Here is a 24,482-nt window from a genome sequence, read left to right as displayed (position 1 = left end):
TTGAAGGCAAATCAGAAGTCGTAGCGACCGGTAACGCCGAGGGTGCGCGGGGTGCCGAGCAGGCCTTCATAGCCGCCGTTACCGCCGGTCCACAGGGTCGTGTAATAGGTTTTGTCGAAGGCGTTTTTCAGCCACAGCGAGACGTCCCACTGGCCCTGATTGAAATCGCCGCGCAGGCCGGTGGAAAGGTTGACCACCGCGTAACTGGGTATCTGCCCGTAATCGGAATCCTCGACCGTGCCCACCGCTTTGGAGCGAAACGCATAGCTGCCGGTGACGTAGGGTTCGAAGCCGTTAGCCAGATTCCATTTGTATTCGCCGTTGGCGTTGCCGATCCATTTCGACGCGCCGACCACTTGATGGCCGCTGAGGTCGCACGAGGCCGGTGCACCCGGGGCCTGGCTGACTTCCGGCGGGCACGGCGCATCCTTGTACGAGAGGTAGCTGACGTCGTTGTACGAGCCGTTGAAATTCAGGGTCAGGCCACGCAGCGGCACCAAGCTGCTTTCGAACTCGATGCCACGCGAGCGCACCGAGCCTGCGTTGGTCAGGTATTGCACGCGGTTGGCGGCGTCGTAGGCGTTGGTCTGGTAAGCGTTGACCTGGGTCCAGAACACGTTGGCGTTGAGTTGCAGGCGGCGATCCCACAGGGTGCTTTTGAAGCCGAGTTCGGCGTTGTTGGCGCGCTCGGTGCCGATCAATAACGAGTCGGCGCCAGCGGTAGGTGCGGAGCCGACCGCAAGGTTGACCCCGCCGGATTTCTCGCCGTGGGACAGCGTGGCGTAACCGAGTATGTCGTCGGTGATGCGATAGCTCAGGTTGAGCAGTCCCGAGGGGCTGGAGCTGTACTGATTCAAGTCTCCGGAATCGTAGACGCCGGCACGGCCGCGACGCGCATTGGCTGCCGCACCCGCCACCGCCACGCCACCGAGCGGCGCGTTGCGGCTGACCGAGGCGTTTTTCTCCTCGTAGGTGCCACGCACCCCGGCGGTGAAATCCAGCCGCTCGCTCAGGTGCCAGGTGCCTTGGGCAAACAGGGCGAAACTGTCGGTCTTGATATGGCCGTTGCCGACGCTGCTGACGTTGGCCAGGGCGCCTGCCGGCGTGCCGTTCCAGATATCCGCTTGCGGGCCGTAATAGGCGAAGGATTTGTTGTCCAGGTCCGAGCCGAAATAGTAGGCGCCGACCACGTAATCGAAGAACTCGCCCTTGGGCGAGGCCAGGCGAAATTCCTGCGAATACTGTTTGTCTTCCACCGACACACCGGCGTTGTAACTGGCCGGCACATTGAGGCCGTCATCGTTGCGCGGGGTGAAATTCCAGAAACGATAAGAGCTGACCGACGTCAGGGTGAAGTCGCTCGGCAACGTCCAGTTGGCTTCCACTGAAGTGCCGCCCTGATGCACGGTGACGTGCTGGTCATTGTCGAGATTGACCTTGCGATGCCGGCCGTTGACCAGCGTCGCCCCGGCCGCGCTGGCCCGCGATTCATACAGATTGACGCCGTTGATGGTCGGCCCGGTGTTGTACAGCACGCGGGTGCCGGCACTGGAATCTTCTTCGTTGTAATCGCCGATCCAGCGCAGATTGAAATTTTCATTGGGCTTGAACAACAGCTGCGCGCGGAAGCCCTCGCGGGAGCCGCCGTTGAGGTCGTGGCCGTCATATTCGTTCTTGATGTCGCCGTCACTGCGCGTGCGATAGGCGGAAAAACGTCCGGCCAACTCATCATTGAGCGGCCCGGAAATCGTGCCCTTGGTCTGGAAATAACCGTCCTCGCCGACCGATGTTTCGATGCTGCGCTCAGGCGTGAAACTGGGCGCGCGGGTGCTGATATTGATGACCCCGGCGGTGGTGTTCTTGCCGAACAGCGTGCCCTGCGGCCCGCGCAAGACCTCAAGCTGCTCGATATCCATCAAGTCGAACACTGCCATACCCGGACGGCCCAGATAAACGTTGTCGATGTACAGGCCAACGCTGCCTTCCAGGCCATCACTGGCCGGGTTGTTACCGAGGCCACGGATCGACACGCTGGACTGCCGCGCATGCATGTAAGCGACGTTGACGCTGGGCACCAGTTGCTGCAAATCCTGAATCCGGTAAACCCGCTGCGTCTCCAGATTCTGCCCGCTGACCACGCTCATTGGCGTCGGCACGTCTTGCGAACTTTCTTCGCGGCGGCGCGTGGTGACGGTCACGGTTTCCAGCTGCGAACCGTTGGCCGCCGCTGTGTCTGCGGGGACGGGCGGAGGGGTTTCGGCTTCGGCGGCATAGCCGTGAGTCCAGCTGGCGCTGCCTGCCAGCAACAGCGCCAAAGGCAGGCGTTTGAGCCGTCGGGGAGATGGGGGTAACGCGAGATTCAACGGACTCATGGCGCGGCTCCTGGTCAAAAAACACACAGACATCTTCAGTGCTGCATATTCTTTTCAGTTATTTATTTATGGATTTACAAATATTTACTGCATAAGAGATTGCCTTTATAAGGAGTCGACCTAATGCATATCCAATGCATTTCCCGGATATTTTTTATGTGAAAAATGCATATCGACTTGCGCCAATTGCGTCACTTCATCGCTCTGGTTGAGCAACGCAGCTTTGTCGCTGGCGCGCAGGCGGTGAACCTGTCGCAGTCGGCATTCAGCCGCAGCATCCAAGCACTGGAACACAGCGTCGGCTGCCAGTTGGTCGACCGTGGGCGCAAGGAATTGCCGCCGACCAAACAGGGCCATGTGCTGCTCGAACATGCGCGGCGACTGGTCAGCGGTGCGCAGCAGATGGCCAATGAGATCAGTCAGTTCAATGGCCTCGAGGCCGGGGAATTGCGCTTTGGTTGCGGGCCGGCGCCAGCCGCCGGATTGATCCCGCGCGCGATCGGCGCATTCATCGGCCGCTACCCGAAGGCGCGCGTACAGTTTCTGGTCGATGACTGGCAGAGCCTGAGCAAACGCCTGCTCAGCGAAGAGTTCGAATTTTTCGTCGCCGATACCCGACAATTCGAGGCCGACCCGGATTACCAGACCCACCGCCTGCGGGCGCGCAAATGGCATTTCTGCTGCCGCGCCGGGCATCCGCTGACGGCGTTCGAACGCATCACCGCCGAGCAGTTGCTGAGTTATCCACTGGCCGTAAGCATTCGCCCGCCGAACCTGCGCAAGGTCATCGTCGACCTCAGCGGCCGCCCTGATTTCACCCCGAATGTGGAATGCGAAAACGGTTCGACGCTGTTGAGCGTGGTGCTGCGTTCGGAGGCGATCGGAATTGTCGGCGCGTATTCCGATGCGCTGCATCTGGCCAAGGGTGAGCTGGTCTGTTTGAAGATCGAAGGCCTGGCGGATGATCTGGAGGAGCTGTACACCCGCTACGGCATTGTCAGCCGCGCCGGATATCGGTTGTCACCGTTAGCCGAAGCGATGATTGAGCAGATCAAAGTGGTTGATGCGGAGGATCAGGAAGTTTGTTCGCTGGAGAATTTTGCTGTCTGAGCTGGCCCCTTCGCGAGCAGGCTCGCTCCCACAGGAATACGCATTTCAAATGTGGGAGCGAGCCTGCTCGCGAAGAGGCTGATGCAATCGCTGCATAAAAACCATTCCCCAAATGCACTTGCCGAACACCCCACGCGAAAGCGAAAACCCTCACCTGTCCCACTGACCGGTGAATCCCATGCCTACCCCATCCAACCCCGTGCGCAACGTGCTGTACATCATGTGCGATCAACTGCGCCGCGATTACCTGTCCTGCTCCGGACACCCGCATCTGCATACACCGAATATCGATCGCCTCGCAGCTCAAGGGGTGCGTTTCAGCCGTGCCTACACCCAAGGTACGATCTGCGGCCCGTCGCGGATGTCGGCCTACACCGGGCGCTATGTCAGCAGTCATCAAGTGGCCTGGAACTCGGTGCCGTTGCCGCTGGATGAATTGACGATCGGCGATTACCTGCGACCTCACGGCATCCGCACCGCGCTGGTCGGCAAGACCCATGCGACGGCCAATGTCGACGCCTTGCAGCGGCTGGCGATCAACCCGCAAAGCGCGCAAGCCGAGTTGCTCAATGAGGTCGGCTTCGAACCGTACCTGCGCCACGACGGCATCTACCCCGACGATCCGTCATTCGACGACAAGCGCGAATCCGCGCCCTATACCCAATACCTGCGCGCGCAGGGCTTCGATGGCAAGAATCCCTGGCACGACTGGGCGAATGCCGCCGAAGGCGAGAACGGTGAAATCCTCAGCGGCTGGAAAATGCGTCATGCGAATTTGCCAGCACGAATTCCCGAGCAACACTCAGAGACTGTCTACACTACAACTCGGGCCATCGACTTCATCGCTGAGCAAGGCGATAAATCCTGGTGTTTACACCTCTCGTACATCAAACCACATTGGCCATATATCGTACCGTCGCCATACCACGCCTTGTACAGTACGAAATCGATTCTGCAACCGATCCGCGCGACGCTCTCCGAAGCCAGCAAACACCCCGTATACACTGCCTTTCGCCAACATGAGGAAAGCCGCAACTTCTCCCGCGATTCAGTACGATTGAATGTAATCCCCACCTACATGGGCCTGATCAAGCAAGTGGATGATCAGTTGGGGAGACTGTTCGATTTTCTACAGAGCAACGGGCGCTGGGATGACACGTTGATCGTGTTCACCAGCGATCACGGCGATTTCCTCGGCGATCATTGGCTCGGCGAGAAGGAGTTTTTGCTGGAGCAGGCGGTGGGTGTGCCGTTGATCGTGCGCGATCCTCGGGGGGCGGCGGATGTCACTCGCGGCACTGTCGATGAGCGCTTGGCAGAAACCATCGATGCGCTGCCGACATTTCTTCAAGCACTGGGATTGCCGGCAGCAGAGCATCGGCTTGAAGGGCGTTCATTGATCCCGTTGCTGCACGGGGAAAATCCCGATTGGCGCCGCTATGCAATCAGCGAATACGACTACGCCTTCCAGGCCCCGGCGCGGGAACGTCTCGGCCAGCCGATCGACCGTTGCCGCATGACCATGGTGCGCAGCGAGCGCTGGAAATACCTGGCGTACGACGGGTTTAGACCGCAGCTGTTTGATCTGTTGAATGATCCGCAGGAGCTGAATGATCTGGGTGAGGACCCGGCATACGCGGCGGTGCGCGAGGAGCATGCCGGATATCTGTTTGAGTGGATGAGGGGGTTGAAGCGGCGGACGACGATCAGCCATCCGGAGATCGATTTGCGCGGGCAGCGGTTTCGTTATGGCGAACCGGAAACCGAGAAGGTTGTTCAGATTGGTGTTTGGTAGCGGGAAGAGCCCCTCACCCTAACCCTCTCCCGGAGGGAGAGGGGACTGAATGGGGGATATTTCAGAGGTGCACCGACCTGATCCAGCTTCACCGAATCCATAATCGATAAGGTCTTTCAGGTCGATGCATAACGCGAGATAACTCGGTCGGCTCCCTCTCCCTCTGGGAGAGGGCTGGGGTGAGGGGCTCTTGATCTTCAATCACGACCTTTGATGGTCTGGCTGCGCTGCCCATTCACCCCCACCGGCACCTCGCCCTTGAGCGTCACCCGGCGCACCACGCGATCCTGGGTGCCGTAATCATCAATCGCGTAATGCTGCGTCGAGCGGTTGTCCCAGATCGCCACATCTCCAGCCTGCCAGCGCCAGCGCACGGTGTTTTCCTGGCGGATCACATGGCTCTGCAGCAAGCCGAACAGGTGTGCCGAATCGGCCTGTGAATAACCTTTGATGCGTTTGACGAAATGCCCCAGCAGCAAGCTCTTCTCGCCGCTGATCGGGTGCACGCGCACCACCGGGTGCTCGGTTTCGTAGACGGTCGAGGTGAAGACTTTGCGATAGCGCTCCAGCTTCTCTGCCGAGACGTCCGGCTTCGCCCCGGCGTAGTCGTACTCGTTGCTGTGCACAGCGGTCAGTTTGTCGGCCAGCTCACGCAGCTCGCTCGGCAAACCGCTGTAAGCGGTCGCGGTGTTGGCCCACAGCGTATCGCCGCCGAATGCCGGCGCAACCACCGAGCGCAGGATCGATGCTTTCGGATAGGCATCAACGAAGGTCACGTCGGTGTGCCAGGAATTGGCGCGCTGGCCCTCGGCGCCGTCCAGCTCCAGAAGGTAGCGAGTGCCTTCACGCACCGGCACGGTCGGGTGCGCCACCGGTTCGCCAAGCAGATGGGCAAAGGCTTCCTGACGCTGATCGTCGAGTTGCGTCTGCTCGCGGAAGAACAGCACTTTGTATTCGACCAAGGCTTGCTGGATGACTTCGACAGTGGCGGCGTCCAGCTCACCGGACAGGTGAACGCCGCGGATTTCGGCACCGATACGACCGGCCACCGGGTGAATTTCCAGCGCGTGAGAAACGGGTTTTACAGCGAGTGCGGCATTGCTCATGGGAAGACCCTCATCGACGGCTTGCGGTTTTGACGGCAGCGAAACAACGCTCTATCTATATTCCATTTACATCTAATAGATAATCACATGCTTCGTTGGCGGAATAAGAGCTTGCATTTAAAACCTCAAGCAACCCTCGTCGCAAATGCCTTCGAGCTATTTTTAGGATGCCGGAAAAGCATATGGATCTTCGCCAGTTGCGCTACTTCATCGCCCTTAACGAACACCGCAGTTTTGTCCGTGCGGCAGACGCCATGGGCATCACTCAACCGGCGTTCAGCCGCAGCATTCAGGGGCTGGAGCAGGAATTCGGTTGCGTGCTGGTCGATCGCGGCAACAAGGATCTGCGCCCTACGCCCGAAGGCCAGGTGGTGCTGCAACACGCCCTGAGCCTGGTGCAGGGCGCAGCTTTGCTCAGCGCCGAAGTGACGCAGATGACCAAGCTCGACGCTGGCGAAGTGCACTTCGGCTGCGGCCCGGCGCCGGCAGTGAAACTGGTGCCGGATGCGGTGGCGCAGTTCATCAATGCGCACCCGAAAGTGCGCACCTGTTTTCAAGTGGATAACTGGGAAAAACTCAGCCGTGCGCTGAGCCGCGAAGAGATCGAATTCTTCATCGCCGACATCCGCCATTTCGAGTCCGACCCGAATTTCCAGACGCAACCGCTGACGCCCAAGCGCGGCGTGTTTTTCTGCCGGCCGGGGCATCCGTTGCTGGCCAAGGAAAGCCTGTCGACCAACGACATGTTCGACTACCCGCTGGCCGCCACACTGATCCCGCCGGGCATTCGCAAGCTGCTGGCGAACCTGAGCGGGCGCATCGATTTCTCGCCGACCATCGAGACCGAGCACTTTCCGGCACTGGTCAAAGTGGTGCTGCAATCCAATGCGATAGGTGTCGGTACCGAGGAGGCGTTTGCCGAGGATGTCGCCAAGGGCTCGCTGGTGCTGCTGCACTGGCGCAACCTGCCGCAGAACCTCGAAACGATGAACGCGCGCTGCGGCATCGTCAGCCGCACCGGGTTTCGACTATCACCAGCAGCGAGGGCAATGATCGAGACGTTGATTGCGGTGGATCGGCAGGACGTCAGCGTCGCCGTCTGAAAACCTTCGTGGCACACGCCGATCGTTCCCACGCTCTGCGTGGGAATGAATCCCGTGACGCTCTGCGTCACAAAGGACGCGGAGCGTCCTCGGCTGCATTCCCACGCGGAGCGTGGAAACGATCTGGAAGCTAAAGCCTGGCTGCAGAAAGCTCTGGCGCCACCCAATCACTGACCTTGAACGGCTTGCGGATCAGCTTCTGCTGCGCCGCCAGGTCGACCTTGTCTTGCAGGCCGCTCAAGAACACCGGATCCAGTGTCGACGGGAAAATCTCGCTGAGATTCTGATCCTTCAGATCCTGAGCAAGAATCACCGGCGGATAACTGGCCAGCCCTGATACCAGCTGCACATAGGCGTCCTTGTTGCTGTCCTGCGTCAGCCACTCGACCGCTTGCTGCTGCGCCTTGAGCAGTTTCGCAATGACCTCAGGATGGGCGTCGACAAACTTGCCATTACCCAGCAGCACCGCCTGCACGCTGCCAGCGCCGCCAAGGTCCTTGGTGTTGAGCGGCAATTCCGCCAGGCCTTTGGCTTGCAAGGCACTCAGCGCGGAGCTGCCCCACGAGGCATCGATCTGCTTGGCCGCGAGTGCCGAAACCGCCGCGTTGAAATCCAGATTGATCACCTTCAGATCCTTCTCGCTCAGGCCCTGACTGGCGAGCGCCGCATCGAACGACAGCTGCGTCGCCGTCCCGCGAAAGATCGCCACGCGTTTGCCCTTGAGATCCTGCAAGGTCTTGATCCCCGAGCCGGGCACCACGCCGAGGTATTGCTTGACCCCACGCGCCGTCGCGCTGAGCAGGCGCGTGTCCAGACCGTTGGACTTGCCGATGATCGCGGCCAGATCGCCGAGATAGGCCAGATCGACCTGCCCATTGGCAAACGCCTCATTGATCACCGGCCCGGCGCCCTTGAAGAAACTCCACTGGATCTTGATGCCCTGCTCGGCGAAGGCCTTTTCGAAGATCTGCTGATCGCGCAGCACATCGACGATGCCGCCGCCGCTGTGTTGAGTGCCGGCGCTGAGGTCGGGCACGGCGATGCGGATTTCCTTGAGTTCTTCGGCTTGGGCGCCAAGCGCAAGAAAGCCTGCAAGCGCCGGGGCGGCCAGCAGGCTGATGATTCGTTTGAAGGGAAGGTTCATGGGTGCGGCTCCTTGATCGCTGAGGAGCCGAAAGTAGGCTGACTGGCTACATTCGCTTAAATACTAAAAATTCACATTTTTATATCTTTATGAGCTAAGCAAGTGGTTGTGCGGCGTGCAGCGCGATATGCATTAACAGCATCGAAAATATTCTTCGAATGCATTGGATGCGCGTAAGCAGGCAAGCCTTAAATGGATTCGCTTATCTCCCGATAGCATCGAATGCAACTTTGTTAGATCAGTTTCATATATGACGAAACCCAGTGTGGGAGCGAGCCTGCTCGCGAATAGGCCATACCAGCCGACATCAGTGCTGCCTGAAACAGCCATTCGCGAGCAGGCTCGCTCCCACATGAAAAGCGGTTCGCCATGCAACCCGACAACGGAGGTCACCCATGGCCCGTCAATCTCTGCTCAGCCTGCCGCTGGCCGCGCCGCCGCTGAAAAGCCGTCGCACCTGGCCGAGCCTGAATCAACGCCTTTTGCCCTGGCTGCTACCCGTCAGCCTGTTCGTCCTGTGGTGGCTGGCCGCGCGCAATCAGTGGATGAGCGAGCAGATCCTGCCGGCGCCATCGCTGGTGTGGAGCAGCGCTGTGGAACTGGCCCAAGGCGAGTTGTGGAGTCATTTGTGGATCAGCCTGCAACGGTTGTTCTGGGGCTTGTTGGCAGGCGTTTCGACCGGCGCGGTGCTTGGCGCCGCACTGGGCTTCAGTCGACGTCTGGAGCGCCTGGTTTTTCCGACATTCGCTGGATTGGCGCAGGTGCCGACGCTGGCGTGGATTCCGCTGTTCATGGTGTTCTTCGGCATCGGCGAAGTGCTGAAACTGGTGGTGCTGATCAAGGCCATTGTGGTGCCGGTGACCTTGCACACACTGGTTGGCGTGCGCGATGCGCAACCGAAACTGCGCGAAGCCGCCGCCGTGTTGCGCCTGCCGCCGCGTCTGCTGATTCGTCGTCTGGTGCTTCCCGCTGCGCTGCCGGCGTTCATGGCTGGCGTGCGCCTGGCACTCGCCGCCGGCTGGACCTCGTTGCTGGCGGTCGAGCTGCTGGCCTCCAGTGAAGGCATCGGCTATCTGATGGTCTGGGCGCGGCAGCTGTTCATGCTCGACATCGTGTTCGTGTGCATCGTGGTCATCGGTCTGATCGGTGTGGCCATGGATCGCGGCATCGGCCTGCTCGACCGCAGACTGGTGCACTGGCCGCACCCGGCCACCGCGCACATCACACGCGGCCCGCGCTATCAGGGCTGGCAACGCCTGCAACCGTGGCTGTTGCCGCTGGGCTTGTTGGCGCTCTGGCAACACGCCAATGATCAGCAGTGGGTCGACGCGAATATTCTGATCAGCCCTGCGGCTGTGCTGAGCACGACGTGGGACGGACTACTCGACGGCACGCTGGTCAACGGCATGGCGCTGAGCCTGAGCCGCACCCTGGGCGGCTTGCTGATCGGTGGCGGCCTCGGTTTCGCCCTGGGCTTGCTGCTCGGCCTGTCGCGTTTCAGCGAACGCCTGCTCGGCCCGACACTCGCCGCACTGCGGCAGATTGCGATTTTCGCCTGGGTGCCGCTGCTCACCGCGTGGTTCGGCCTCGGCGAACTGGCCAAGTGGGTGTTCGTCGCTCTCGCCGCCTTCTTCCCGCTGTTCGTCGCCACCCAGCGCAGCGTCGCCAATCTCTCGCCGCAACTCAACGAAGCCGCGCAAGTGCTGCGCCTGAGGCTCGGCCAGCGCCTGCGTCGACTGGTGCTGCCCGGCGCTGCGCCGGGGATTTTCGCAGGGCTGCGATTGAGCCTGATCTACGCCTGGCTCGGCACCATCGGCGCTGAATATTTCATGCCGTCCAATGGCGGCATCGGCAGCCAGATGATCGGCGCGCAGCAGCTGTTGCGCATGGATCTGATCATGGCCGGCATGCTGCTGGTCGGCCTCACCGGCGCCCTGCTCAACCTGATCGGCCAACGCCTGGAAATTCGCGCGACCCGCTGGAGACACGCATGAACGCACCGATTGTCAGCTTCAACCACGTAGGCAAATCCTTCGCCGTCAACGGTTTCGAACTGGAGGCGATTCGCGAATTCAACCTGGACATTGCCGAGGGCGAATTCGTCGCCATCGTCGGCTCCAGCGGCTGCGGCAAATCCACTTTGCTGCGTTTGCTGGTCGGCCTCGACACCGAGTTTCGCGGACAGATCAGTGTCGATGGCAAGGCCGTCAGCGGCATCGGCGGCGAGCGCGGTATCGTCTTTCAGGAACATCGTCTGTTTCCGTGGCTGACGGTCGCCGACAACATCGGCCTCGGTCTGGTCAATGAACCGCTGAGCGGAGCGCAGAAACAACAACGCATCAAAGACTTTATCGAGCTGGTCGGCCTCAGCGATTTCACCGCGGCCTATCCGCATCAACTCTCCGGCGGCATGGCGCAGCGCGTGGCGATTGCTCGCGGTCTCGTCGCCAGCCCGCGAATCCTGTTGCTCGACGAACCCTTCGGCGCCCTCGACGCACTGACCCGCCAGCAAATGCAGGACGAACTGCTGGCAATCCGCGAACGAGCAAAGATCACCACGATTCTGGTGACCCACGATGTCGAGGAAGCGATTTTTCTGGCCGATCGCGTGGTGGTGATGGAGCCGCGTCCGGGGCGGATCAAGCAGGTGGTCGACATCGCCCTGCCGCACCCGCGCCAGCGCAGCAGTTACGACTTTCATCAGCTGCGCGAAGAACTGCTGCACGAGCTGACCAGTGATGACCATTACCAACCGAGCGCACCGGTGCAGATCCGCGATCTGCCGCTGACGTTCATTGCCTGCTGAACAGGAGTTTCGCGATGCCGCAACGTCCCAACTTTCTAGTGATTCTGGCCGACGACCTAGGCTTTTCCGACATCGGTGCGTTCGGCGGCGAAATCGCTACGCCGAACCTCGATGCGCTGGCCGAGAACGGCCTGCGCCTGACCGATTTCCACACCGCACCGACCTGCTCGCCGACGCGCTCGATGCTGCTGACCGGCACCGATCACCACATCGCCGGCATCGGCACCATGGCCGAAGCGTTGACCCCGGAACTGATCGGCAAACCTGGCTACGAAGGCTACCTGAATGACCGCGTCGTCGCCCTGCCCGAGCTGCTGCGCGAGGCTGGCTATCAAACCTTGATGAGCGGCAAATGGCATTTGGGTCTGAAGGCTGAACTGGCGCCCCATGCGCGCGGTTTCGAGCGCTCGTTTTCACTGTTGCCGGGCGCTGCCAACCACTATGGTTTCGAGCCGACCTACGATGAGCAAACGCCGGGCCTGCTGAAATCCACCCCGGCGCTGTACATCGAGGACGATCAGTTTGTTGACGAGTTGCCGAAGGATTTCTATTCCTCCGATGCCTTCGGCGACAAGCTGCTGCAGTACCTCAAGGAACGCGATCAGACCCGGCCGTTCTTCGCTTACCTGCCCTTCTCCGCGCCGCACTGGCCGCTGCAGGCACCGGCCGAGATCGTCGAGAAATACCGTGGCCGCTATGACGCCGGCCCACAAGTGCTGCGCCTCGAACGCCTGGAAAAACTCAAGGCACTGGGTCTGATCGAGGCAGACGTCGAACCGCACCCGCTGATTCAGCTCAGCGCGCAGTGGGACGCGATGAGCGATGAGCAAAAGCAGATTTCCGCACGAGCCATGGAGGTCTACGCGGCGATGGTCGAGCGCATGGACTGGAACATCGGCCGGGTCGTCGATTACCTGCGCCAGCAAGGCCAGCTCGACAACACCTTCATCCTGTTCATGTCCGACAACGGTGCCGAAGGCGCGCTGCTGGAAGCGTTCCCCAAATTCGGCCCGGAGCTGATGACCTACCTCAACCAGCATTACGACAACAGCCTCGACAACATCGGCCGGGCCAATTCCTACGTCTGGTACGGGCCGAACTGGGCGCAAGTGGCAACCGCGCCGTCACGCTTGTTCAAGGCTTTCACCACCGAGGGCGGGATCCGCGTGCCGGCGCTGCTGCACTATCCGCAACTGCCGCTCAAAGGGCAGATCAGCCATGGTTTCGGCACGGTGATGGATATCACCCCGACCATTCTCGATCTGGCTGGCGTGCGGCATCCGGGTAAACAGTGGAAAGGCAAAGCGGTGGCGCCACTGCGCGGCAAGTCGTGGCTGGGCTTCCTGTCCGGCGAGACCGCGCAGGTGCATGACGAGCACACCGTGACAGGGTGGGAATTGTTCGGACGCCGGGCGATTCGCCAGGGCTCGTGGAAAGCGGTATGGATTCCCGGGCCGGTCGGGCCAGCGACCTGGCAACTTTATGATCTGGCGAATGATCCAGGGGAGATTCATGATCTGGCGTTGAGTCAGCCGCAGAAACTCAATGACTTGATCGGGCATTGGCAGCGGTATGTAGAAGAGACCGGGGTGATCCTCAGTGCTTCGCCGTTTCAGCCGGATTCATAGGGTCTGACAGATCGTATTCGCGAGCAGGCTCGCTCCCACAGGAAACCGGATTCCAACTGTGGGAGCGAGCCTGCTCGCGAAGGGGCCTGTGAGCGCAACCCATCAAGCCCGGGCTGAACTCACCTCTTCATGCACCATTCCAGCCGGACGCACAAACCGGTTCGCCCGGCCAAACGTGCCGAAATCATTGAACCGCACGCCCATCTCGCGCATCACCTTGTGCGCCACCGGCACGGTCATCTGACGAATGTAAAACGGCTCCTTGACCACGAAATGATGAATCCCGTGACTGCTGCCGAAGTTGAAGCAGAACGCTTGCAACGGCCACAGCCACCACGGGTTCAGCACCTGGCATTGCTGCAGCACATTGCCCGGTTCGACGTCGCCGTAGTAATGCATGTTCGAGCTGATGAAGTGCAGGCAGAAAGTGCGCAGCACGTTGGGGCCGATGATCACCACGGCGGCGATATCGATCACCTGCATCACCGACAGCGTGGTGGCCGACCACTCGATGGGCGAGCCGAGCAAATGCGCGATGCCGTTGGCCCCGTGAAAGCCGAGAAACACGTACCACGCTCCCCAATGCAGCAGCGCCAGCGGTGCGTAGACCTTGAGCACGCGCTTGCCGATGCTCCACTTGTGTGCCCAGGTCCTGGCGCGGAGCAGGCGGATAAAGGCCGACATGACGTTATCGCCAACCATCAGCAGACGGGCAAAACCCCACGGCTCGCCGTTGGTGATTGCGCGCTCTTCCATGTCGGCTTCAGTGCCGGAAACCTTGTGATGGTTGAGGTGCAGATGACGACGGATCCACGGGTTGATCGTGCTCGGTCGCGCCAGCCAGACCAGGCCCATCATCAGGTTGTGCGGCACGCGCTGCTTGCGAAAGTACATGCTGTGGATCAGGTCGTGTTCCAGCTCATGGGTCAGCGAGGCGAAAAAAGCATTGAACAGCAGGCACACCCACCAGGCCATATGGCCAGTGATGTACAGCGCCGCCGAGCCGATCATCCCGGCCAGCGCCAACGCCAGAATCCCCGCACCGAGGGCATCCTGACGCTGAAGAATCGGGTAGCGCTCACGCAATTGCGCACCCTTGGCCAACACCACTTGGCGAATATGTGCCGAGCGCTGCGCCGCATTCAGTCGTTCAGGGCTTGCAGAAGTACCGTCCATGCTTCCATCCTCGGGTCTAAGATGAATGCATCGTGCCTTGCCGGGGTTCGATCCGCGCTAGCCAAGAACGCCAACCTGTTGACCGGACGCGCCAATCAGCATGAAGGAACCGACCTCCCTCGCCAGCTGGACCCGCGCCTTGCGCAAACAACTCGACGCGCTCGGGCTGGACAGCCTTGCCTTGTGCCAACAGGCCGGGCTCGACCCAGCGCTGATGGACGACCCAAACGCGCGCTATCCGCTGTCCGGCACCACGCGCTTGTGGGCACTCGCCGTGCAGGCCAGCGGCGACCCGGCGCTGGGCTTGCGCGTGTCGCGTTTCGTCAGCCCGACCACGTTCCACGCGCTCGGTTATGCGCTGGTGGCCAGCGGCAGCTTGCGCGAAGTGTTCGAGCGCATCGTGCGCTATCACCCGGTGGTCAGCGATGCGCTGGAACTGGAGCTGAGCCGTAGCAATGACCGTTATCAATTTCGCCTGAAAATTCCGCCCGGCAACCCGGCGCCGGCCTTCGAAGCCATCGACGCATTTACGGCGATCTACGTGCGCACCTGCCGCAATCGCCTCGGCCGTGACTACGCACCGCTGGCGGTGTACTTGCGCCGCCCCGAACCGAGCGATGCCCAGCAATGGCACAAAGTCTTCCGCGCGCCGGTGTATTTTTCCGCCGCCGAAGACCGCCTGGAATTCGCCCTCAGCGACTTCGACAGCCACCTCGACGACGCCAACCCGGAACTGGCCGAGCACAACGAAGCCGTACTCAAACGCACCCTCGCCCAGCTCAAACCGCTGACCTGGGAGCGCAAGGTGCGCGATGCCATTGAAGAACAACTGCCCGAAGGCGAACCGAGCGCCGAGCGCATCGCCCAGGCCTTGCACCTGAGCCTGCGCAGCCTGCAGCGGCATCTGGCGGATGAGGGCTGTCGCTTCGACACCCTGCTCAACGAAAGCCGCGAAAATCTCGCGCTGCTGCACCTGCGTGACCCGCAGTGTTCCTTGAGTGAAGTCAGCTATCTGCTGGGATTCGCTGACACCAGCAGCTTCAGCCGCGCGTTCAAGCGCTGGACCGGGATGACGCCGGGGCAGTTTCGGGATCAGTTGCGCTGATCCGAAATCACCATTGTGTGATCCAGCGCCTTCGCGAGCAGGCTCGCTCCCACCGTTGGAATGCGTTTCCTTGTGGGAGCGAGCCTGCTCGCGAAGAGGCCGTCAGACCACCACAAACCCCAGCTCAAAAACAGTGCCGTCGGCGTCACTCCTCACCCGCACCTGCCCGCCATGCAACTGCATGATCGACTGCACGATCGCCAAACCCAGCCCACCCGAATCTCCCGGTTCCGCACGTGAAGGATCGACGCGGTAGAAACGGTCGAACAGTTTGCCCAGATGCTCAGGCGCGATGACCGGGCCGTGGTTGTGCACTTGCAGCCAGCACATACCCGGTTCATCGCGGCGTTGCAGGCTGATCAGGCTGCCGGGGTCGGCGTGGCGTACGGCATTGGCCAGCAGATTGCCGAGGGCGCGTTGCAGCAGTTGCTGGTCGGCGAGCAATTCGCCGTGCATGCGGTTTTGCAGTTGGAGGTCGCGGTCATCGGCCAGGGCTTCGAAGTAATCGCAGAGCTCGTCGCCGACGTTGCGCAAGTCCAGTGTGTGCAGATTGAGCGCACGTTCGGCCTGTTCGGCGCGGGCGAGGAACATCAGGTTCTCGGCCATGCGCTTGAGCCGTTCGAACTCTTCCATGTTCGAGGCCAGCACTTCCTGATATTCGGCCGTGCTGCGCGGATGGTTCAGGGCCTGGCCGTTGCTGGCGAGCAAGGTGTGCAGAGGGGTGCGGATTTCGTGGGCGAGGTCGGCGGAGAATTGCGACAGGCGCTGCACGCTGTCGTCCAGCCGCGCCAGCATGGTGTTGAGCGCGTGCACCGGCTCGCGCAGTTCGCTCGGCGTGCCCTCGGTAGGCAGGCGTCGATCGAGGCTGCGCAGATCGATACTGCGCACCGCTTCGCTCAACTGATGCAAGGGCTGCAAGCCACGCCGCAGCAATAACAGGCCCAGAGCAAACGCGAGCACCGCGCCGAGGCCGACGGACAGGTACAGACGCAGGCGATAACTGCCGAGCATCTGCTCACGCTCGCTGAGCACTTTGCCGGCGATCACCGTGAGGGTTTCACCGTTGGGGCCTTGGGCCTGGCCGGACAGCAAGGCCAATTCGGCGCCGTCGCTGGCCTGCCAGGTGAGCACGTCACGGCGCTGCGGCATTTGCTCTCGCGCTAATGCATTGAGCGCCGGCAGTTCACGCTGACGCGGGTTGATCGCGATCACGCTGGAGCCGTCGGCCCGGCGCACCAGCAGCAGACTGTCGAGATTACCGAGCATGTTCTGATACAACCGTGGCCGTGCCTGCAAGGCGTCGAGGCTGTCGCTGTCGGCGAGCAAGGCGCGCACTTGCTCGAGGCGACCGAGCAAGGCCATGTCGTCACGAAAGGCCAATTCCGAGGCCAGCGAGCGGTAGAGGAACACGCCGATTGCGCTCAGCACCAGCGCGCAGACCATGGCGAAGGCCAGCGCCAATCGCCAGGCGATCGACTTACTCCACATCGTCCGGCGCTTCCAGTTGATAACCGACGCCGCGCACGGTGTGGATAAGTTTCGGCATGTACGGGTCGTCAACCTTGGCGCGCAAACGACGCACGGCGACTTCGACCATGTTGGTGTCGCTGTCGAAATTCAGGTTCCACACCTGCGATGCGATCAGCGTGCGCGAAAGCACTTCGCCCTGGCGGCTGGCGAGCAGCTGCAAGAGGGCGAATTCCTTGTTGGTCAGGGCAATGCGCTGGCCGCCGCGACTGACCCGGCGGCGCAATACGTCGATTTCCAGGTCGGCGATGCTGTACGACTCGGCTTCGCGCATCGGCCCGCGTCGCAGTAGCGTGCGCACGCGCGCGAGCAACTCGGCGAAGGCGAAGGGTTTGAGCAGGTAATCGTCGGCGCCGAGCTCAAGACCACGCACGCGGTCTTCGATAGCGTCCTTGGCGGTGAGAAACAGCACCGGTGTGGCGCCGCGCTGGCGGATCAGTTGCAACAATTGCCAGCCGTTGAGACCCGGGAGCATCACGTCGAGGATGATCAGGTCGTATTCCTGCTGCTCGATAAAATAGCGGCCGTCGAGGCCATTGAGCGCAACATCCACGGCGAAACCCGACTCGCCCAGACCCTTGGCGAGGAAGTTGGCGGTTTTGGCTTCATCTTCTACGACCAGCAAACGCATGGCACACCTCGATTGATCAGGCACACAGGCTAGGCGTGTTCGGCGCCGTTGCCCATTACAAACTTGTAATCCGCCTGACGGGGTTCTGACGAAGTGCGCCGGTTAAGGTGCAGACCTTCCCATTCGGAGCCTGCACATGACCGTCAAATACCTTGTCGCCAGCCTGATCCTCGGCCTCAGCGGCGCTGCAAGTGCCACGCCAGAACTGCCGCGCCACGCCGATCTCGACCTGAAAACCGCACGCTGGCTGGCGGACAAGGCGATGAGCAGTTGCACCGGCACGGTGTCGGTGCTCGACCGTGGCGGTAACTTGCTGGTGACGTTGCGTGGTGACGGCGTCGGGCCGCACAACACCGCCGCCAGCCAACGCAAGGCCTACACCGCGCTGTCGACCAAGACGCCGACGCGGCTGTTCGCCGAGCGCGCCCGCAGCAACCCGGAAACCGCCAACCTCAACACCCTCGATGAATTGCTTTTGCTCGGCGGCGGCATTCCGTTGTTCGCCGGCAGCGAACTGGTCGGCGCCATGGGCGTGGCCGGTTCCGGCGGCGGTGAGCAAGACGAAAACTGCGCCCGCGCCGCCGCCGACAAAGCCGGCCTGACCATCACCCGTTCCCACTAAGGAGATCCACCATGACCACCCTGCGCATGACTCTCGCCGCCCTCGGCCTGAGTGCTGTTTCCAGCCTGACGATGGCCGCCGGCAATCCGCTGAGCGTGCACGTGCTCAACCTGGAAAACGGCCTGCCGTCACCGGGCATCAACGTCACCCTGGAAAAACACGTCGGCGAAAACTGGCAACCACTGGCCCAAGGCACCACCAACGAGCAAGGGCGGATCGCCGAGCTGTTCCCGGCCAAACAGCCATTCGAAGCCGGTGAATACCGCGTGGCGTTCAAGACCGGCGAGTACTACCAGAAGATCAAGCACGAGACGTTCTTCCCGGAAATTCCGGTGATCTTCCAGGTCAAGCAGACCGATCAGCACTACCACATCCCGCTGCTGCTGAGCCCGTACGGTTTCTCGACCTATCGCGGTTCGTAAAATAAACACAGATCCTTTGTTGGAACTGGTTTCTGTGGCGAGGGGATTTATCCCCGTTGGACTGCGCAGCGGTCCCATTTTTCAGGGCCGCTTCGCGCCCCAGCGGGGATAAATCCCCTCGCCACAGGTGCCAGTTCCGACATTGGATCGGTTTCAGTTTTCAGATCGTCGCCAAGGCACGCAATCTCGCCGCATCGAGAATTTCGATTTCGCCGTATGCGAGCCCGATAATCCCCTGCCCCTGCAGATCCTTGAGGATCTGATTGGTGGTCTGCCGCGACAGCGACAGCATCGCCGCCAGCTGCTCCTGCGGCAGTTGCAGCGTCCGGCGTGGTGCGTCGAGTTCGCCGTAGCCTTCGGCAATCATCAGCAGCCGATGGGCGAGACGCGCCGGGGCTGGCAGCAGGCTCAGCTGTTCGAGATTGATGAAGGCCAGGCGCAATTTGTGGCTCATCAACAGCGCCAGATGCCGCCAGTACTGCGGCTGTTCGTCGAGCAATTTGAGCAACGCCGCTTGCGGAACATTCAGCAAGGTGCACGACCCGACTGCATAGGCATCGTGAGTGCGAGGCTGGCCATCGAACAGGCAGATTTCGCCGAACCAGTGCGGCGCCTCCACCAGACTCAACAACGCCTCCTTGCCCTGCTCGCTCACCGCGCCGATGCGCACGGCGCCATCGAGCACTGCATACAGACCGCACGGCGCATCGCCACGCTGGAACAATCGTTGTCCCGCCGTCAGCCGCCGCTCCCGAGCCAGCGCCAGCAGGCTATCCTGAAAAGATGCAGGCAAATGACTGAACCACTGGCCGCTGAGTAACTGTGCACGAATTTGCATAACCACTCCTGGAGTGTCGCCTGCCCGACAGAGCGAACGCGGATCCCGAGGGATGATGCATTCAACCCCACTGGAGGAACAACAATGAAAAGCCTCGTCGACCATCTCAGTCAATACGCCGCCTACCACCGCGACCCGCGCAACATCGCCAGCCACTTTATCGGCATTCCGCTGATCGTGGTGGCGGTGGCTGTCCTGCTGTCACGGCCGCAGTGGGAGCTGGGCGGGCTGTGGATATCTCCAGCCGTTGTGGTGGCGCTGGCCTCGGCGTGGTTTTACCTGCGTCTGGAGTTGAAGCTTGGCGTGTTGATGACAGTACTGATGGGGCTGTCGGTGTGGGCCGGGCATGCACTGGCGCAGCAGAGCACCATGGTCTGGCTGAGCAGCGGCCTGGCGATGTTCGTGATCGGCTGGGTGATCCAGTTTGTCGGGCATCACTATGAAGGGCGCAAACCGGCGTTTGTCGATGACATCAGCGGGCTGATTGTCGGGCCGTTGTTCGTTGTGGCTGAGTTGGCGTTTCTGCTGGGGATACGGCAGGAATTGAAACAAGAGATCGAGTTGCGGGCGGGGATGGTGCGGGTCAATCCGAATCGCGCTGCTGTCTAGATCGTATTCGCGAGCAGGCTCGCTCCCACATTTGGAATGAGTTTTCCCTGTGGGAGCGAGCCTGCTCGCGAAGCTTTTGCCTTTAAATATTGGCGACTTTCTGCCAGACCTTCGGCTTGAAGAACAGGGTTTCACCCTTGGCCAACCCGATCAGGCTGTCGTGGTCTTTCACCACTTCGGCCTCGATCAAATCCGTCTGCCCCTCAACCTTCAACGTCACCCGCGTGGTCGCGCCCAACGGCCGGATATCGCGCACTTCAGCGGCATGGTGATCTTCCAGCTCATGCTTGGACAACGACACTTCGTGCGGGCGGAACAGCACGTGGTTGTCTTCGCTCAACAGCAAGCGGTTCGAGTCGCCGAGGAAGTGATAGACGAAATCGCTGGCCGGGTTTTCGTAGACGTCGCCCGGTGAGCCGATCTGCTCGATCACACCCTTGTTCATCACCACGATGCGGTCGGCGACTTCCATCGCTTCTTCCTGGTCGTGGGTCACGAACACCGACGTCAGGTTGATGTCTTCGTGCAGCCGCGCCAGCCAGCGCCGCAGTTCCTTGCGCACCTTGGCGTCGAGGGCGCCGAACGGTTCATCCAGCAGCAGCACTTTAGGTTCCACCGCCAAAGCACGGGCCAAAGCGATACGCTGACGCTGGCCACCGGACAACTGCTCCGGGTAGCGATCCGACAACCAGTCCAGCTGGACCATGTTCAGCAGTTCGTGGACCTTGGTGGCGATCTGGCTTTCGCTCGGGCGCTGGTTTTTCGGTTTCATCCGCAGGCCGAACGCGACGTTGTCGAACACCGTCATGTGGCGGAACAAGGCGTAATGCTGGAACACGAAACCGACGTTACGATCACGCACATCGTGGCCGGAAACGTCCTCGCCGTGAAAAACGATGTTGCCCTGATCCGGGGTTTCCAGACCGGCAATAATCCGCAGCAAGGTGGTTTTGCCGCAGCCCGACGGACCAAGCAGCGCGACCAGCTCACCGCTGTGGATATCCAGGCTGATGTTGTCCAGCGCCTTGAACGCGTTGAAATTCTTGCTGACGTTACGCACTTCGATCGACATGAATTATTCCTCCGCGGCGCTGGCGCGCAGGCGGTTAATACGGTTTTCGCTCCACTGCTTGAGCAGCAGGATGAAGAGCGCCAGGATCAGCAACAGGCTCGCCACGGCGAACGCGGCCACGTGGTTGTATTCGTTGTAGAGGATCTCGACGTGCAGCGGCAAGGTGTTGGTCACCCCGCGAATGTGCCCGGAAACCACCGACACCGCACCGAACTCGCCCATGGCCCGCGCGGTACACAGCACCACGCCATAAATCAGGCCCCACTTGATGTTCGGCACGGTGACGTGCCAGAACATCTGCCAGCCATTGGCACCGAGCAGGCGCGCGGCTTCCTCCTCTTGGGTGCCTTGTTCCTGCATCAGCGGGATCAGCTCCCGGGCCACGAACGGCACGGTGACGAAAATCGTCGCCAGCACAATGCCCGGCAGGGCGAAGACGATCTGGATGTCGTGATCCTGCAGCCACGGCCCGAACAGGCCCTGCGCACCGAACATCAGCACGTAGACCAGACCGGCGATCACCGGCGACACCGAGAACGGCAGGTCGATCAGCGTCACCAGCATGCTCTTGCCACGAAACGAGTATTTGCTCACGCACCACGCCGCACTGACACCGAACACCAGGTTCAGCGGCACCGAAATCAGCACCGCGAATACGGTGAGTTTCAGTGCCGAAAGCGCGTCCGGCTCAAAGATCGCGGTGAAGAACGCGCCGAGACCGTTTTTCAGACCTTGCGATACGACGATGAACAACGGCAGCAGCAGAAACAGGAAAAAAATCAGCCAGCCAAGACCGATCAGGACTCTGCGCGAAGTGGCGCTGCCACGGCGCGCAGCGTTGGCCGAAGAGGCGGCCGCAATGGACGATTGGGACATGTTCGCGCCTCCTTATGGGGTTTCGATGCGCCGCTGCAGCAAGTTGATCAGCAGCAACAGGATGAAGGAAACCACCAGCATCAATACGCCGATGGCGGTAGCGCCGGTGTAATCGTATTGGTCGAGTTTGACCATGATCAGCAGCGGCAGGATCTCGGTTTTCATCGGCATGTTGCCGGCAATGAAAATCACCGAACCGTACTCGCCGACGCCACGCGCGAACGCCAGGGCAAAACCGGTCAGCCAGGCGGGCAGCAGTGCCGGAACCAGAATGTGGCGAAATACCTGCCATGGCTTCGCACCCAGGCACGCCGCCGCTTCCTCGACTTCACGGGGAATATCGGCCAGCACCGGTTGCACCGTGCGCACCACGAACGGCAGCGTGACGAAGGTCAGTGCGAGGGTGATGCCCAGTGGGGTGTAGGCGATTTTGAAACCGAGATCGGCAGCGAACTGCCCGACCAGCCCGGCCGGCGCGTACAGCGCGGTCAGCGCGATACCGGCCACAGCGGTCGGCAGGGCGAACGGCAGATCGATCATCGCATCGATCACCTTGCGCCCGGGGAAGGTGTAGCGCACCAGCACCCAGGCCAGCAGCGTGCCGATGATGCCGTTGATGATCGCCGCACACAGCGCGGTACCGAAGCTCAGCTTCAATGCAGCCAGCACCCGTGGTGCGGAGATGATCGTCCAGAACTGATCCCAGGTCAGCTGGGCGGCGTGGACGAACATCGCCGCCAGCGGGATAAGCACAATCAGGCTGAGGTACACCAAGGTGTAACCCAGCGTCAGCCCGAAGCCGGGTATGACGGGGGAGATACGACGCGACATAAAAGTCCCTGGTTGAAAACGCATCAATGTGGGAGTGAGCCCTGTGGTGAGGGGACTTATCCCCTCACCACAAAAGCTCAGTCCCACATGTCATGTGCCCAGACATCAGGCCGGTTGAAGGCGAGATTACTGCGCCTGATAAATCTGGTCGAACACGCCGCCGTCGTTGAAGAATTTCGGCTGCGCGGATTTCCAGCCGCCGAAGTCCTTGTCGATGGTCACCAGTTCCAGTTTCGGGAACTGCTGGGCGTACTTGGCCGCTACATCCTTGTCACGTGGACGATAGAAGTTTTTCGCCGCGATTTCCTGGCCGGCCGGGCTGTATAGATGCTTGAGGTAGGCTTCGGCGATCTGCGCGTTGCCCTTCTTCTCGGCATTCTTGTCGACCACCGCCACTGGCGGTTCGGCGAGGATCGACAGCGACGGCACGACGATGTCGAACTTGTCCGCGCCGCCGTCTTCTTTCAGCGCCAGGAACGCTTCGTTTTCCCAGGCCAGCAACACGTCGCCTTGACCGTTGTTGACGAAGGTGATGGTCGAACCGCGGGCGCCGGTGTCGAGGATCGGCACGTGCTTGAACAGGGTTTGCACGTATTCCTTGGCCTTGGCTTCATCACCGCCGTTGGCTTTCAGGCCATAGGCCCACGCGGCGAGGAAGTTCCAGCGCGCACCGCCCGAGGTTTTCGGGTTTGGCGTGATCACCGAGACATCGTTCTTGACCAGATCGCCCCAGTCCTTGATGCCTTTCGGGTTGCCCTTGCGCACCAGGAACACGATGGTCGAGGTGTACGGCGTGCTCGCTTGCGGCAGACGCTTCTGCCAGTCGGCCGGCAGGCTCTTGCCGAGCTTGGCGATTTCGTCGATGTCACCGGCCAGGGCCAGGGTCACCACGTCAGCACGCAGGCCATCGATCACCGCACGGCCCTGCTTGCCCGAGCCACCGTGGGACTGCTGGATTTTTACAGTGTCGCCGGCATGGTCCTGCTGCCAGAACTTGATGAATTCGGCGTTGTATTCCTGATACAGCTCTCTCGTCGGGTCATACGACACGTTGAGCAGCTCGTAATCCTTGGCAACGGCGGAACCGGCAAACACGGCACTGACCAGCGCGGCCAGAGCGTAACGGCGAATCGACGACATGGTGAAAGCTCCTGGAATTCTTGGTGGTGGCTTTTTCTTATGTATTGCTGGAATCGGATCGCGTTGAAAGATCGCCGCCTTCGCCAGCTCCTGCACGCAGCCCCTGTAGGAACTGCCGAAGGCTGCGATCTTTTGATCTCACCCCGGTTGTTTACCGGGTTGCTGCAAACGAAATTTCTCTTTGCGTTCGATCTGTACGACTTGCGCGTTGTGCACAGTGATCTCCACCGCGCCGAACCGCAGATCGCGCAGGGCGCTCTGGATTTCACGCAAGATGGTGCTTTCGTCCTGACCGTCAACGCTGCGAAGGGATGCGCTCATGGTGCTGCTCCTTTGAAGGGGATTTGCCTGGCAGTGGGCGGCACTGCGTTCGGCGTGGGAGCAATATAAGAGAGGCATGGATATTCTTAAAAAGACTATTTAAGAATGTTTATATAACCAGAAAACAATATGAGAGAGGGCAAGGGGTTTGCGCTGATTTGAAATCGTCAAGAGAACTTGTGGCGAGGGGATTTATCCCCGTTGGACTGCGTAGCAGTCCCGTTTTTTTGGGGTCGCTTCGCGACCCA

General features: G+C 61.0%; 22 protein-coding genes. 10 read left to right on the top strand and 12 right to left on the bottom strand.

Features of this window, described 5'->3' with window-relative positions; all coding sequences use genetic code 11:
* Positions 1-11: 11 nt before the first annotated feature.
* Positions 12-2,372, bottom strand: a complete 2,361-nt coding sequence (locus NF676_RS01535; RefSeq protein ID WP_252887115.1) for a TonB-dependent receptor — start codon at positions 2,370-2,372, stop codon at positions 12-14.
* 165 nt (positions 2,373-2,537) lie between these two features.
* Here NF676_RS01535 and NF676_RS01530 point away from each other — a divergent pair, with 165 nt between their 5' ends.
* Positions 2,538-3,482 (top strand): LysR family transcriptional regulator, encoded by a 945-nt coding sequence (locus NF676_RS01530; RefSeq protein ID WP_252887114.1) that lies wholly within the window; start codon positions 2,538-2,540, stop codon positions 3,480-3,482.
* A 178-nt stretch (positions 3,483-3,660) separates the two neighbouring features.
* On the top strand, positions 3,661-5,277 hold the full coding sequence (locus NF676_RS01525) for an alkaline phosphatase family protein (RefSeq protein ID WP_252887113.1): 1,617 nt from the start codon (positions 3,661-3,663) through the stop codon (positions 5,275-5,277).
* Between the two features lie 197 nt (positions 5,278-5,474).
* Here the strand turns inward: NF676_RS01525 and NF676_RS01520 are convergent, their stop codons facing one another.
* Positions 5,475-6,383 carry a TauD/TfdA dioxygenase family protein gene (locus NF676_RS01520; RefSeq protein WP_252887112.1) on the bottom strand — a complete coding sequence of 303 codons (909 nt, stop codon included), beginning with the start codon at positions 6,381-6,383 and terminating at the stop codon, positions 5,475-5,477.
* Between the two features lie 182 nt (positions 6,384-6,565).
* Here NF676_RS01520 and NF676_RS01515 point away from each other — a divergent pair, with 182 nt between their 5' ends.
* Complete coding sequence (locus NF676_RS01515) at positions 6,566-7,486, top strand: LysR family transcriptional regulator (RefSeq protein WP_252879220.1); 921 nt, start codon at positions 6,566-6,568, stop codon at positions 7,484-7,486.
* Positions 7,487-7,616: 130 nt separating this feature from the next.
* Here NF676_RS01515 and NF676_RS01510 read toward each other — a convergent pair whose 3' ends face one another.
* On the bottom strand, positions 7,617-8,630 hold the full coding sequence (locus tag NF676_RS01510; protein ID WP_016772231.1) for an ABC transporter substrate-binding protein: 1,014 nt from the start codon (positions 8,628-8,630) through the stop codon (positions 7,617-7,619).
* Positions 8,631-9,025: 395 nt separating this feature from the next.
* Here NF676_RS01510 and NF676_RS01505 point away from each other — a divergent pair, with 395 nt between their 5' ends.
* Genes NF676_RS01505 through NF676_RS01495 form a run of 3 tightly spaced genes read left to right on the top strand, consistent with a single transcriptional unit; the run spans position 9,026 to position 13,064 of the window.
* Positions 9,026-10,624: an ABC transporter permease gene (locus NF676_RS01505; RefSeq protein WP_095181124.1), complete on the top strand. Its 1,599-nt coding sequence runs from the start codon at positions 9,026-9,028 to the stop codon at positions 10,622-10,624.
* Complete coding sequence (locus NF676_RS01500) at positions 10,621-11,436, top strand: ABC transporter ATP-binding protein (RefSeq protein ID WP_041477445.1); 816 nt, start codon at positions 10,621-10,623, stop codon at positions 11,434-11,436. Before NF676_RS01505 ends, NF676_RS01500 begins: the two co-directional genes overlap by 4 nt.
* A 14-nt stretch (positions 11,437-11,450) precedes the next feature.
* Positions 11,451-13,064: an arylsulfatase gene (locus NF676_RS01495; protein ID WP_252887111.1), complete on the top strand. Its 1,614-nt coding sequence runs from the start codon at positions 11,451-11,453 to the stop codon at positions 13,062-13,064.
* Between the two features lie 102 nt (positions 13,065-13,166).
* Here NF676_RS01495 and NF676_RS01490 read toward each other — a convergent pair whose 3' ends face one another.
* Entirely contained in the window at positions 13,167-14,240 is a 1,074-nt protein-coding gene (locus NF676_RS01490; RefSeq protein WP_252887110.1) for a fatty acid desaturase, read from the bottom strand.
* A 100-nt stretch (positions 14,241-14,340) separates the two neighbouring features.
* Here NF676_RS01490 and NF676_RS01485 point away from each other — a divergent pair, with 100 nt between their 5' ends.
* Positions 14,341-15,345, top strand: coding sequence for an AraC family transcriptional regulator (locus NF676_RS01485; protein ID WP_252887109.1), 1,005 nt, complete (start codon positions 14,341-14,343; stop codon positions 15,343-15,345).
* A 102-nt stretch (positions 15,346-15,447) separates the two neighbouring features.
* Here the strand turns inward: NF676_RS01485 and NF676_RS01480 are convergent, their stop codons facing one another.
* Both NF676_RS01480 and NF676_RS01475 read right to left on the bottom strand, forming a co-directional pair.
* On the bottom strand, positions 15,448-16,833 hold the full coding sequence (locus NF676_RS01480) for a heavy metal sensor histidine kinase (RefSeq protein WP_252868592.1): 1,386 nt from the start codon (positions 16,831-16,833) through the stop codon (positions 15,448-15,450).
* Complete coding sequence (locus NF676_RS01475; protein ID WP_041477440.1) at positions 16,823-17,503, bottom strand: heavy metal response regulator transcription factor; 681 nt, start codon at positions 17,501-17,503, stop codon at positions 16,823-16,825. Before NF676_RS01475 ends, NF676_RS01480 begins: the two co-directional genes overlap by 11 nt.
* 136 nt (positions 17,504-17,639) lie before the next feature.
* Between NF676_RS01475 and NF676_RS01470 the strand changes: the two genes are divergently transcribed.
* A complete protein-coding gene (locus tag NF676_RS01470; RefSeq protein ID WP_041477439.1) occupies positions 17,640-18,125 on the top strand; it encodes a GlcG/HbpS family heme-binding protein in 486 nt (161 codons plus the stop codon).
* Between the two features lie 11 nt (positions 18,126-18,136).
* Complete coding sequence (gene uraH, locus NF676_RS01465) at positions 18,137-18,547, top strand: hydroxyisourate hydrolase (RefSeq protein WP_252887108.1); 411 nt, start codon at positions 18,137-18,139, stop codon at positions 18,545-18,547.
* Positions 18,548-18,707: 160 nt separating this feature from the next.
* Here the strand turns inward: uraH and NF676_RS01460 are convergent, their stop codons facing one another.
* Positions 18,708-19,385, bottom strand: coding sequence for a Crp/Fnr family transcriptional regulator (locus tag NF676_RS01460; RefSeq protein ID WP_252887107.1), 678 nt, complete (start codon positions 19,383-19,385; stop codon positions 18,708-18,710).
* 84 nt (positions 19,386-19,469) lie between these two features.
* On the opposite strand from NF676_RS01460, the gene NF676_RS01455 reads away from it, so the two are divergent.
* A complete protein-coding gene (locus tag NF676_RS01455; RefSeq protein ID WP_236168253.1) occupies positions 19,470-19,994 on the top strand; it encodes an Mpo1 family 2-hydroxy fatty acid dioxygenase in 525 nt (174 codons plus the stop codon).
* An 82-nt stretch (positions 19,995-20,076) separates the two neighbouring features.
* On the opposite strand, the gene NF676_RS01450 is transcribed toward NF676_RS01455, so the two are convergent.
* From NF676_RS01450 to oscA, 5 genes are all read right to left on the bottom strand, one after another.
* Positions 20,077-21,066, bottom strand: a complete 990-nt coding sequence (locus NF676_RS01450; RefSeq protein ID WP_252887106.1) for a sulfate/molybdate ABC transporter ATP-binding protein — start codon at positions 21,064-21,066, stop codon at positions 20,077-20,079.
* 3 nt (positions 21,067-21,069) lie between these two features.
* Entirely contained in the window at positions 21,070-21,942 is an 873-nt protein-coding gene (cysW, locus tag NF676_RS01445) for a sulfate ABC transporter permease subunit CysW (protein WP_041477435.1), read from the bottom strand.
* A 12-nt stretch (positions 21,943-21,954) separates the two neighbouring features.
* A complete protein-coding gene (gene cysT / locus NF676_RS01440) occupies positions 21,955-22,773 on the bottom strand; it encodes a sulfate ABC transporter permease subunit CysT (protein WP_016772245.1) in 819 nt (272 codons plus the stop codon).
* Between the two features lie 126 nt (positions 22,774-22,899).
* Complete coding sequence (locus NF676_RS01435; protein ID WP_252882976.1) at positions 22,900-23,913, bottom strand: sulfate ABC transporter substrate-binding protein; 1,014 nt, start codon at positions 23,911-23,913, stop codon at positions 22,900-22,902.
* 138 nt (positions 23,914-24,051) lie between these two features.
* On the bottom strand, positions 24,052-24,234 hold the full coding sequence (gene oscA, locus NF676_RS01430; RefSeq protein WP_007917682.1) for a sulfur starvation response protein OscA: 183 nt from the start codon (positions 24,232-24,234) through the stop codon (positions 24,052-24,054).
* Positions 24,235-24,482: the final 248 nt, after the last annotated feature.

The organism is Pseudomonas siliginis (assembly GCF_024072275.1).
GTDB lineage: Bacteria > Pseudomonadota > Gammaproteobacteria > Pseudomonadales > Pseudomonadaceae > Aquipseudomonas > Aquipseudomonas siliginis.
The sequence above is the reverse complement of the archived record's forward strand: the minus strand, read 5'-3'. Positions and strand labels throughout refer to the sequence as shown.